Origin of the sequence: Petrotoga sp. 9PWA.NaAc.5.4 (genome assembly GCF_002895485.1) — a bacterium.
In the GTDB taxonomy this organism is placed as follows: domain Bacteria; phylum Thermotogota; class Thermotogae; order Petrotogales; family Petrotogaceae; genus AZRK01.
This window is the reverse complement of record NZ_AZRK01000045.1, coordinates 30,995-43,241: the sequence shown is the minus strand read 5'-3', so window position 1 is coordinate 43,241 and position 12,247 is coordinate 30,995. Positions and strand designations below refer to the sequence as shown.

Below are 12,247 nucleotides of genomic sequence, written 5' to 3'. Positions count from 1 at the left end.
CTGGTTGTATGAGTGATGAAATAAAAGGGAAAAGATTAAATGGCAGTTCTAATAACCTAGTTAATTATTGCTTTTTTAGGGAGTATTTCAGGAAAACCTAATGAGCAGAGCAATATAAGGAGAAATTATCAAAAGAGGGGGAACAAAACGTGAATGTGGAAGTTTTTGTGTTAAATAAGGAAAGAAATGTTACCCTAACATCATTAACTCAACCAGTGGAAGGCGAATTCAGTTTTATTAAAAAACGACCAGCGATACTTATAATTCCTGGTGGAGGGTATCAAATGTGTTCCGAAAGAGAATCAGAAATAATTGCATTTGAATATTTAAGGGTAGGATATCAAGCTTTTGTACTTCGCTATTCAGTGAAAAAAGATGCGTTATGGCCAAATCCATTGAATGATTATGAACAAGCTATGAGACTAATAAGATCGAAAGCGGATGAGTGGAATATTTATGAAGATAAAATTACAGTTTTGGGATTTTCTGCTGGCGGTCATCTTGCTTCTGCTGCGGCTACCATGGCAAAGAATAGGCCTAATGCAGCTTTATTGGGATATGCAATTACAACTGAAGATACGGTACATGAGTGCTTACTATCAGCACCGTCAACATGGGATAAAGTTGACAAGAATACATGTCCATGTTTCATCTTTGCAACACGTACAGACGATATAGTTCCTATCACAAATTCTCTTAAGTTTATGGATGCACTTGATAAAGCAGGAGTTGCATTTGAAAGCCATATTTATGGATATGGGCCACATGGTTTTTCATCATGTAAATCAGCAGTTACGGCACCTAATATATCTTTCTGTAATAGGGTACCTAACTGGGTGGATGATAGCATAGAATGGTTAAAAGATATTTTTGGAGATTTTGATGGTGAGGGAGGTATGACGAACCCCAAATATTTTAGTTATTAATTATTCTTGAATGTTGAATTTTTGACTTAGAAAGTCTCATTTTTTTGAAAAGATAAGAAGAATTTGCAATAGTGGGATTAGTAAATTTCTATTATAGACTAAAATGGATGCAATTTTATAGGGACTTTAGAAATGATAATCTTCAGAAAATAAGCATTTGAATTTAAAATGGGTCCAGGGCGGAGCCCTCTCCCCCTTCCTTCGGTACAAGTACCGAAAAAGGTAAAGAAATTAGGAATTAGTAAGGATTAGAAGTGGGGAGGTATTTTGTAAAAAAATCAATGCTAAAATATACATATAATAAGGATTTTGGAATTTCTAAAGTGGATATGCAACTTTATTTAGGGAGGTTTTTAGATGAAAAAATCACATATTTATATAGATAAAAATTATAAAATTGACAAGGTGGATGATAGAATATTTGGTTCCTTTATTGAACATCTAGGCAGAGCTGTTTATACTGGTATATATGAACCTGGTCATCCTAAAGCTGATGAAAAAGGATTTAGAAAAGATGTAATTGATTTAATTAGAGAACTCAATGTATCTATAGTAAGATATCCTGGTGGAAATTTTGTATCTGGATACAATTGGGAAGATGGAGTAGGCCCAAAAGAAGATAGACCAAAAAAGCTTGAATTAGCCTGGCAATCCATAGAACCAAATGAATTCGGTACAAATGAGTTTATTGAATGGTGCAAAAAGGTAAATACTGAACCAATGATGAGTTTAAACTTTGGTACAAGAGGTATAGATGAAGCTCGTAACTTTGTTGAATATTGTAACCATCCTGGTGGAGGATATTATGGAGAATTAAGGAAAAAGCATGGATATAAAGAACCTCATAAAGTGAAGATTTGGTGTTTAGGAAATGAAATGGATGGTCCATGGCAAATAGGTCATAAAACTGCTGAAGAATATGCACGATTAGCAGAAGAAACGGCAAAGGTTATGAAGTTAGTGGATCCAGATATTAGTTTGGTTGCATGTGGAAGTTCTGGTTGGCATATACCTACCTTCGGTGAATGGGAAGCTACAGTGCTTGATCATACTTATGATTATGTAGATTATATTTCTCTTCATGCCTACTACGATAATTACGATAATAACATTGAAAATTTCTTAGCAAAATCAATAGATATGGATTCATACATAAAATCGGTTATAGCTACTTGTGATTATATTAAAGGTCGTAAAAAAACCAAAAAAACTATTAATATATCTTTCGATGAATGGAATGTTTGGTTTCATTCAAGAGAGGTAGATAAAAGAGTTGAACCTTGGCAAATTGCTCCACCCTTATTAGAAGATATTTATACTTTTGAAGATGCACTATTAGTTGGTTTAATGCTTATTACTCTTTTAAAACATGCAGACAGAGTAAAAATAGCTTGTTTGGCTCAGTTAGTAAATGTTATAGCTCCAATTATGACAAGAAAAGGTGGAGGAGCTTGGAGGCAAACGATTTTTTATCCTTTCATGCATGCTTCAAACTTTGGACGAGGAACAGCGTTAAAACCCGTTATATTAACTGATACATACGATACAAAAAACTTTAAAAATGTTCCATATATAGATATAATTCCTATTGTTAATGAAGAAAAAGGAGAATTAACAATTTTTGCAGTGAACAGGGCACAAGAAAAAATGGAGTTTGAATGTGAATTAAAAGGGTTTGAAGATTATTCTGTAATTGAACATATTGTTTTAGAAAATAGCGATCTAAAAGCTGTAAATACAGAAGAAAATCCTGAAAATGTTAAACCTCATACTGATGGTAATGCAAGAAATAAAGGAGAAAATGTAAAAGCGGAACTATCTTCACTTTCTTGGAACGTTATAAGGTTAGCAAAATAAAAAATATTCTTTATTAAATAAAAGGGGCTTTGCCCCTTTTAATATTATTTTTAAGGAGAGTAATTAAAATGAAGAGTGCAAAGATAATAAACTTTTTAGATTCGTCTAAAAACAAAATAACGCCATTTTCTATTGACTCAGTGAAAATAAATGGTTTCATGGGTGAATATTTAGAAAAGATGTTAAGAGTTACAATCTTTTCGCAGTATGAAATGTTGGAAAAAGTTGGAACGATAGATAATTTTTTAATAGCTTCTGGTAAAAAAGAAGGTTCTTTTAAGGGAATGGTGTTTAGTGATTCTGATGTGTATAAATGGCTTGAAGCAGCTTCTTATGCATTATTATTTACAGGTGATAGAGAGTTAAAAGAAAAAGTAGATAGAACTATTCAAGAAATCAAAGAAGCACAAGACGAAAATGGATATTTAAATACCTACTTTACTTTTGAGAGAAAGAAAGAAAGATGGAGTGATTTAGCAACAAAACATGAATTATACTGTGCAGGTCATTTAATACAAGCAGCTGTTGCTCATAAAAGGGTAACTGGAGAAGACACACTTTTAGATGTGGCAATTAAATTTGCTGATTTAATTGCGAATACCTTTGGCCCAAATAAAAAAAGAGGGGCTCCAGGGCATCCGGAAATTGAAATGGCGTTAGTTGAGCTATACCGTGAAACAAAAAATCAAAAATATTTAAACCTTGCTAAATATTTCTTAGAAGAAAGGGGAAATGGATATGCAAGTACCTACAAATTCTTTAATCCTGAATATTATATAGATCACAAACCTTTCAAAGAATTGGAAGAAATGACTGGGCATGCAGTGAGAATGTTGTATCTTTGTAATGGAGCAACTGATATATATTTAGAAACAGGTGATGAAGAAATATTCTCTACTTTAGAAAGACTTTGGAATAATTTAATCACTAAAAAAATGTATGTAACAGGAGGAATAGGCTCAAGATATGAAGGTGAAGCTTTTGGAGAAGAATATGAACTTCCAAACAAAAGAGCGTACACAGAAACATGTGCAGCAATAGCTTCATTCATGTGGAATTACAGAATGTTTTTAGCAACAGGTGAAGCAAAATACGTTGATTTAATGGAACTAATATTATACAATGGGTTGCTCTCAGGATTATCAATCGATGGTAAAAATTATTTCTACGTTAATCCACTTGAAGACAGAGGAAAACACAGAAGAAAATCATGGTATGACTGTGCTTGTTGCCCACCAAACATAGCAAGAACATTAACTTCTTTTCCTGGATACATGTATGCAACATCTAAGGATGGAATTTACATTAATCTGTACGAAGGTAGTGAAGCTAATTTAGAATATAAAAATAGTAAAGTAAAACTAACACAAGAAACAGATTATCCGTGGACAGGAAAGATAGAAATAAATATTTCAACAGAAGAAGATAATACTTTCAATATATTTCTAAGAATACCTTCATGGGTAGATAATTTTGAAATAGAAGTGGATGGAGAGAAAGTCCCCAAAAATATGGAAAAAGGTTTTTTGAGAATCCAAAAAAATTGGAAGGGTGGTCATAAAGTTGAATTAGGTTTTCCAATGACTATGAAATATATAGAAAGTCACCCTTTTGTGAGGGAAAATATTGGGAAAGTAGCTATAAAAAGAGGACCTTTAGTGTACTGTGCAGAAAAAACAGATAACAAAGAAGGAGATGTTTGGAACTATATAATCGATATAAACGGAGAAGTAGAAGAAGAAAACGCAGAAATAGAAAATAAAAAGATAATAAAATTAAAAGCAAAGGGATGCTTTGAAGAATTAAAAGATTGGGAAGAAAAATTATACACAAAAATAGGAAGTATTAAAACAGACAAAGAACAAATTAAAATTAATCTTATTCCATATTTTGCCTGGGCAAATAGAAGTAAAGGTCCTATGGTTGTGTGGTTAAAAAAATAAAAAATTTAGATTAATAATTTGATATAATTGTAAAAATTCAACAAGATCAAAGGAGAATACTTTATGGAAGTTAAAGAAAGGATTAATAGGCTGAGGGAGTTAATGCAAAGAATGGGGATTACAGCTTACGTAGTTCCAACATCTGATCCACACCAGTCGGAATATATTGCTGATTATTATAAAACAAGGGTATGGATCTCAGGGTTTACAGGTTCCGCAGGAACGGTGGTAATTACTCAAAAGGAAGCTATTCTTTGGACAGACGGGAGATACTTTATTCAAGCAGAAAAAGAGCTTGAAGGAAGTGGTATAAAACTGTGCAAAATCGGTATTCCTGGTTTCCCAACGTATTCTCAATGGTTGAAAGATTTGTTAAATGAAGGAGATACTATTGGATTTGATGGGAAAACTTTTTCTCAAAAAGAATACGAAAGTTTAGAAAAAGAAGTTTTTAAAAAGAAGATAAAAATAATTGACGATTATGACCTGATAGGTAAAATATGGGTGGATAGGCCAGCACTCCCACAAAGCGAAGCTTTTGTTCACGATGTAAAATATGCTGGTAAAACTACTAAAGAGAAATTAGAGGAAGTTAGGAAAGAGATGACTAACAAAGGATCCACACATTTTTTAATTGGAAGTCTCGATGATATAGCATGGTTGTATAATATAAGAGGGAGAGATATTCCAAAAAATCCAGTAATTATTTCTTATGCTTTAATTTCTGAAGATAATGCATTTATATTTGTAAATAAAAATAAAATAAATGAAAAAGTGAAAAGTCATTTGAAAGAAAACGGTGTTGAAATTAAAGAATACGATAAGATAGTAGAAGAAATAGAAAATATTCCATCAGGAAGCAAAGTATTTTTAGATCCTTCAAAGATAAATAGATGGCTTTATAAAAATATACCAGGACGTTGCAAAATAATAAAAGGCACTAATATAACTACTTATTTAAAATCTATAAAAAATGAAGTGGAAATAAAAAATCAAAAAAATGCTTATATCAAAGATGGAGTAGCTTTGGTGAAATTCATATATTGGCTTGATAAAAACATTGGTAAAACTAAAATTACTGAAGTATCTGCTTCAAAACAATTAGAAGATTTTAGACGTCAACAAGAAGAATTTATTGAACCAAGTTTTGATACGATTGCTGCTTACAAAGAAAACGCTGCTATGATGCATTACAAACCCGAAGAGGGAAAGTCTAATTATGAATTAAAAAATGAAAAAATGTTTTTAGTTGATTCTGGAGGCCAATATCTTGATGGAACGACTGACATAACAAGAACTATCATCTTAGGACCCATAACAGACGAAGAAAAACGTGATTTTACACTTACTTTGAAGGCGCATATAAATTTAATAAATTCTAAATTTCTTTATGGTGCAACGGGAACAAATCTTGATGTTTTAGCAAGATATCCACTATGGCAAGAAGGTTTAGATTACAAATGCGGAACTGGACATGGTGTTGGTTTTCTATTAAATGTTCATGAAGGTCCGCAAAGTATTTCCAATAAATACAATGAAGTTGTATTAGAAGAAGGTATGATATTAACTATAGAACCTGGAGTATACAAAGAAGGTAAACATGGGGTTAGAATTGAAAATGTAACGGTAGTAGAAGAAGATATAACTACTGATTCTGGAAAATTTATGAGATTTCAACCTTTATCTTTTTGTCCAATAGATTTAAAAGGTATATATGTAACCTTGCTAACTATAAAAGAGAAAAAATGGTTAAATGAATATCATAAGCAAGTATTCGACAAGTTATCTCCTTATTTAGAGGTTGAAGAGAAAGAATGGTTAAAAGAAAATACGAAAAGTATATAATGGTTCTTTTCGTTTGGGGGTGGGATAGAAATTGTCACAAACAAAAGTCGAAGAAGAACTCTCTAAAAGACGTTCTTCTCTAAAATCATTGAATCATCGTATCGCAAAATTGCGTGAAGAAAGTATTGGTACCGAAGTAAAAATCTCAAATGAACGAGCGAGATTAATTACCGAATTCTATAAAAGTGGTTTTGCGGATGGAAAATCTGAACCAGTAAAAAAAGCAATGGCTTTTAAATATTTGATGGAAAGGGTAAGTCTTCCTGTCGAAGAGGGTCAGTTGATAGTTGGACTTCGTGGGACAGGACCTCAACAAGTACCTACTTATCCCGAAATATGTACCCACGATTTAGAGGATCTTGAAACTTTAGATAAAAGAGAAAATATGCCATACAAGGTAGATGAAGAAACTAAAAAAATATATGAAAAAGATATTATTCCTTTTTGGAAGAGCAAAACGACAAGAGAGATAATTTTTGAAAATCTGCCAAAAGAATGGATAGAAGCATATAATGCCGGTATATGGACAGAATTTATGGAACAAAGAGCACCTGGGCACACTGCTGGTGGAGAAAGGATATTCAAAACTGGCATATTAGATATTAAAGAAAAGATAAAAAATAAAATAAAAGAGTTATCTCCTACGGATTCGTTATATTACGATAAATTAGAAGAATTAAAAGCGATGGATATTTCTGCAGATGCTATTTTGATATATGCCAAAAGATATTCGAAAAAGTTGAAAGATTTAGCTAAAGAAGAAAAAGATGTTGAGAGAAAAGTTGAGTTAGAAAAGATGTCTCAAATATGTGAGCATGTTCCTGCACATGCTCCAACCAGTTATTGGGAAGCTTTACAACATTATTGGTTCATACATGTAGGTGTGGTATATGAAACCAATCCATGGGACTCTTTCAACCCTGGGAGATTAGATCAACATTTATATCCTTTTTATGAGAAAGAAATTGCTGAGGGATCACTGAGTAGTGAACAAGCTAAAGAACTATTAGAAGCATTTTGGATAAAATTCAATAACCAACCTGCCGTTCCGAAAGTTAGAGTCACTGCCGAAGAAAGTTTTACCTACAACGATTTCACAAAAATAAATGTCGGGGGATTAAAAAAAGATGGTTCTAATGGAGTAAATGAAGTTTCTTATTTGATATTAGAAGTATTAAGTGAAATGAGAACTTTGCAACCCAATACAGCTGTACAAGTAAGCGTTAAAAATCCTGAGCATTTTATTATTAAAGCGTTAGAAGTTGTGGGACCAGGATTTGGAGAACCTCCTTTTTTCAATTTCGATGGAGTTTTGCTTAAAATGCTAAGGCAAGGGAAATCTTTAGAAGATGCCAGAACCGCTGGAGTAAGTGGTTGCGTTGAAAGTGGTTCTTTTGGAAAAGAATCTTATATTTTGACTGGATATTTCAACTTACCTAAAATCTTAGAAATTACATTGAACAATGGTGTTGATCCAAAATCTGGAAAAAAGATTGGATTAAGTACTGGCGATCCTCGCGCATTTAAAAGTTTTGAAGAGTTATGGGACGCTTATATGAATCAAATTAAATATTTTTTGGATATTAAAATGAAAGGGAACGATATTATAGAAAGTATATTTGCCAAGCACTTTCCTGTTCCTTTTTTATCTTTATGGATAGAGGATTGTGTTGAAAAAGCCAAAGATTATAACAGTGGTGGTGCAAAGTATAATACTCAGTATATTCAAATAGTAGGGCTTGGAACTATTACTTATAGCCTGACATCTTTGAAATACCATGTATTTGATCAAAAAAATACTATAATGAATGAGCTTCTTAAAGCTTTAAATTCGAATTTTGAAGGAGATTTTGAATATTTAAGACAAGTAATTTTGAACAAAACTCCAAAATATGGTGAAGACAATGATTATGCAGATTTTATAGCAAAATCTTTGGTTGAAAAAATAGTTGATATGATTGAAAGTTATCCACCTTCTCCAATAAGAAAAGCTTCAAAAAGGGCTTATTTTTTACCAACTACAGTACATGTTTATTTTGGGAAGGTAACAGAAGCAACTCCTGATGGAAGAAAAGCTGGGGAACCAGTTTCTGAAGGTGTTTCACCAGTTCAAGGGAGTGATAAAAAAGGTATTGCAGCTGTTTTTAGGTCTGTGTCAAAATGTGATTGGGACAAGACAGGTGGTGCACTACTTAATCAAAGGCTAAGTCCGGGCTTAATGAACAGTAAAGATAATATTAAAAAGTTAGCGCAGGTAATAAAAACCTTTTTTCTAATGGGTGGTCATCACGTGCAGTTTAACGTCGTAAGTACAGAATTGTTAAGAGAAGCTCAAAAAAGGCCAAAAGATTTTCAAGATTTGATGGTTAGAGTAGCAGGATACAGTGATTATTTTGTAAATCTTCCAAAAGGACTACAAGAAGAAATTATAGCAAGGACAGAATATGAAGAAATCTAATATCAGTGAAAAACCAGGATTAATATTTGATATAAAAAGGTATGCTATACATGATGGGCCGGGGATAAGAACGACTATCTTTTTTAAAGGATGCCCGTTGAACTGTTGGTGGTGTCATAATCCTGAAGGAATTGAATACCACGAAGAATTAATGTATTTTGAATACCAATGCATGCATTGTGGCACCTGTTATGAAGTGTGTCCAGAAAATGTGATAGAATTTGATGAAAGTCCAAAAATAAAAAGAGAGTTATGTACGCTTTGTGGAAATTGCTCTTCTTCTTGCCCTACAACTGCTTTAAAAATGGTAGGAGAAATGAAGACAGTTAATGAAGTAACATCAGAAGTAGAAAAAGACATATTATTTTTTGACAATTCTGAAGGAGGAGTTACTTTTTCTGGGGGAGAACCTCTATATCAGTACCCCTTCTTATTAGAACTTTTAAAAGAATTTAAAAATAAGGGCATTCATACAACTTTAGATACCTCGGGGTTTGCATCAAAAAAAGTTTTTGCATCTGTTATAGAATATGTTGATCTTTTTTTATACGATCTAAAACTTATTGATGAAAACGAACATATAAAGTACACAGGAGTTTCTAACATGGTAATATTAGATAATTTAAGATTTTTAGCTAATAAAAGAAAAGCTGAAGATATAATAATCAGATTTCCAGTTATTCCAAATATTACCGATACAAACAGAAACGTAGAAGGTATTTTAGATTTCATTTCTTCATTGAAAGGTATCAAAGAGATTGATTTAATGCCTTTTCATGATGTAAGTGAGAAGTATTACAGATTAGATAAAGAGTATAAAATAAAGAACAGCGAATCTCCAACTAATGAGAGATTGCTTGAAATTAAAGAGAAATTCGAAAAAAATGGTTATATTGTAAAAATGAATTAAGCATGGAGGCATAAAAATTGAAGAAGACTAAGCAGTCTATTATAAAAGAATATATCTTAGACCAAATGAAAAGCGGAGATTTAAAAAAAGGAGATAAATTACTTTCAGAAAATCAACTTGCCGAATATTTTTCTGTCAGTAGACAAACTGTTAGAAAGGCATTATTTGAATTAGAAAAAGAAGGATATTTGCTAACCAGAAGGGGAAGCGGTACATACGTTAAATCTGTAAAAAAGGACAAAGAGAATATTGGCATACTGACACAGTCTCTAACTGATTATATATTTCCATTCATTGTTATGGGAACAGAAGAAAAACTAAAAAATACGAGGTATAAGTCATTTATTGGGAACGCTAAAAATGATCCCATTTTGGAAAAAGAAATACTGGAAAGGTGGGTAGATCAAGGAGTAAAAGGATTAATAGTAGATCCGGTTGTAAGTGCTACAAAACAAGCAAACACAAACCTTTTAAAGGAAATAAGCAAAGATATACCAACAATAATAATTAACAGTGATCTTGACATTCCACATGCTGGAACTCTTGTTTTAAATGATTACGAATGTGGAGCTTTTGCAGCAGAAAAGTATATAGAACTTGGCCATAAAAGGTTAGCAGTCATATATAAGGCTGTTCATAAGGCCGCTGTAGAAAGAGCGGAAGGATTTATAGACAAAGTCAAAGAAAATAAAAAATTGATCCTGTATGAAATACCTTTTCATAGTCAAGAGACTTCAGATACCGTTTTAAATTTAATACTTTCACTTCTCAGTTTACCAAAAGATAACATTCCTACAGCTATCTTTTGTTCTAACGATCTTGTAGCAATGCAAGTAGTGATCGCATCAAAAAAATTAAGATTGGAGATACCTAAAGATATTTCTCTAATAGGATTCGATGATGCGGATTTTGCGCAAGCTTTAGAATTATCTACTTTTAGACATCCCAAACAGCAGTTTGGAGAAAAAGCTGCACAAATGTTGTTAAAAATGATAGAAGATAATAACAACGGTAAAGCTGAAAAAGTAGTTGAAAAAGCCGAATTTATTGAAAGAAACAGTTTGTTAAAAAGAAATTAAGGAGAAAATATATGTTAGATCTTTTAAACTTAGAAATAGAAAAAATGGCAAATTTAAATTTTTTATGTGAATGTGGCAAAAATCATAAAGTAAATATAGAAAATATTGTTGTGCAAAAAGAAGTAACAAAAAATAAAACTAAAATTTTTGAGATGATCAACAAAGAGAATTTGTTTTTTGTAGCTGATAACAACACTTACAAGGCTTGTGGAGAAAATTTGTTAAAAGTCTTAAGAGAAGAAAACTATAATATAACCGAATATATATTTCAAGGTTCAAACCCTTTAATCCCAAATGAAGAAAGTGTTGGAAGACTATTGATAGAAATTCCTAAAAATGCATCTCTAATAATTGCGGTTGGTTCTGGAACTATAAACGATCTTTGCAGGTTTTTGAGTTATAAAACAAATGTACCGTATATAATTTTTGCTACTGCTCCTTCAATGGATGGTTATGCTTCTACTGTATCTCCTTTAATTGTTGAAAAATTTAAGAAAACTTTTGAAGCTACCTATCCAAAATCTATCATAGCTGATACTGAAATTTTAAGAAAAGCTCCTTTAGATATGATACACGCAGGATTTGGAGATATTTTAGGTAAATACACTTCTTTAACTGATTGGGAACTTTCAAAGTATGTTAATAACGAATATTACTGTGAAACAACGGTAAAACTTGTTGAAAAAGCAAGGAATATGTGTGTCGAAAATGCGGAAAAAATAAGTCGAAGAAGCGAAGAAGTTATCAAACATTTAACCGAAGCCCTTATAATTTCAGGTATAGCGATAAGTTTTGTGGGGAATTCAAGACCCGCATCAGGTGCCGAACATCATATCGCACACTTTTGGGAAATAGAAGCTATTTCAAAAAACAAACCTCATCCGTTACACGGAAATTTAGTTGGTGTAGGAACAGTGATTGTATCGATGATATATAGACTTATGAAAAATAACATACCAAAAGAAATTTCTCCTGTAGACCCTGAATATCTTATTTCGCTTCATAAAAAAGTTGGCTCTACATATGATCCAAAAGAATTAGGTATTTCAAAAGAACTTTTTAGAGAAAGCATAATTCATGCAAGAGAAATTCGAAATAGATATACTATTCTTCAATTAGCGTACGAACACAATAAACTGGAAAAAATAGCTAAAACACTCACAGAAAAATTTTATGCTTAATTCTTCGTAATTATTTCATATAAAGATTGAAAAAATTTTAGGTGAAAA

General features: G+C 32.0%; 8 protein-coding genes. All 8 read left to right on the top strand.

Going from position 1 to position 12,247, the window contains the following annotated elements:
• Positions 1-149 precede the first annotated feature (149 nt).
• The 8 genes from X924_RS09895 (at position 150) to X924_RS09860 (ending at position 12,199) form a co-directional block, all read left to right on the top strand.
• On the top strand, positions 150-926 hold the full coding sequence (locus X924_RS09895; RefSeq protein WP_121958756.1) for an alpha/beta hydrolase: 777 nt from the start codon (positions 150-152) through the stop codon (positions 924-926).
• 357 nt (positions 927-1,283) lie between these two features.
• Complete coding sequence (locus X924_RS09890) at positions 1,284-2,783, top strand: alpha-N-arabinofuranosidase (RefSeq protein ID WP_121958755.1); 1,500 nt, start codon at positions 1,284-1,286, stop codon at positions 2,781-2,783.
• A 68-nt stretch (positions 2,784-2,851) separates the two neighbouring features.
• Positions 2,852-4,726 carry a glycoside hydrolase family 127 protein gene (locus X924_RS09885; protein WP_121958754.1) on the top strand — a complete coding sequence of 625 codons (1,875 nt, stop codon included), beginning with the start codon at positions 2,852-2,854 and terminating at the stop codon, positions 4,724-4,726.
• Between the two features lie 63 nt (positions 4,727-4,789).
• Positions 4,790-6,571, top strand: a complete 1,782-nt coding sequence (locus X924_RS09880) for an aminopeptidase P family protein (protein ID WP_121958753.1) — start codon at positions 4,790-4,792, stop codon at positions 6,569-6,571.
• A 31-nt stretch (positions 6,572-6,602) separates the two neighbouring features.
• Positions 6,603-9,029: a trans-4-hydroxy-L-proline dehydratase gene (gene hypD / locus X924_RS09875; RefSeq protein ID WP_121958752.1), complete on the top strand. Its 2,427-nt coding sequence runs from the start codon at positions 6,603-6,605 to the stop codon at positions 9,027-9,029.
• Positions 9,016-9,939, top strand: a complete 924-nt coding sequence (locus X924_RS09870) for a glycyl-radical enzyme activating protein (RefSeq protein ID WP_233186637.1) — start codon at positions 9,016-9,018, stop codon at positions 9,937-9,939. Before hypD ends, X924_RS09870 begins: the two co-directional genes overlap by 14 nt.
• Before the next feature lie 17 nt (positions 9,940-9,956).
• Positions 9,957-11,018, top strand: a complete 1,062-nt coding sequence (locus X924_RS09865) for a substrate-binding domain-containing protein (RefSeq protein ID WP_121958751.1) — start codon at positions 9,957-9,959, stop codon at positions 11,016-11,018.
• 11 nt (positions 11,019-11,029) lie between these two features.
• Positions 11,030-12,199 carry a sn-glycerol-1-phosphate dehydrogenase gene (locus tag X924_RS09860; protein WP_121958750.1) on the top strand — a complete coding sequence of 390 codons (1,170 nt, stop codon included), beginning with the start codon at positions 11,030-11,032 and terminating at the stop codon, positions 12,197-12,199.
• Positions 12,200-12,247 lie beyond the last annotated feature (48 nt).

Excerpts from the sequence above, each read along its gene's own strand:
- X924_RS09885 (WP_121958754.1), top strand. The coding sequence starts at position 2,852 with ATGAAGAGTGCAAAGATAATAAACTTTTTAGATTCGTCTAAAAACAAA.
- X924_RS09870 (WP_233186637.1), top strand. The coding sequence starts at position 9,016 with ATGAAGAAATCTAATATCAGTGAAAAACCAGGATTAATATTTGATATA.
- X924_RS09890 (WP_121958755.1), top strand. The coding sequence starts at position 1,284 with ATGAAAAAATCACATATTTATATAGATAAAAATTATAAAATTGACAAG.
- X924_RS09880 (WP_121958753.1), top strand. The coding sequence starts at position 4,790 with ATGGAAGTTAAAGAAAGGATTAATAGGCTGAGGGAGTTAATGCAAAGA.
- X924_RS09860 (WP_121958750.1), top strand. The coding sequence starts at position 11,030 with ATGTTAGATCTTTTAAACTTAGAAATAGAAAAAATGGCAAATTTAAAT.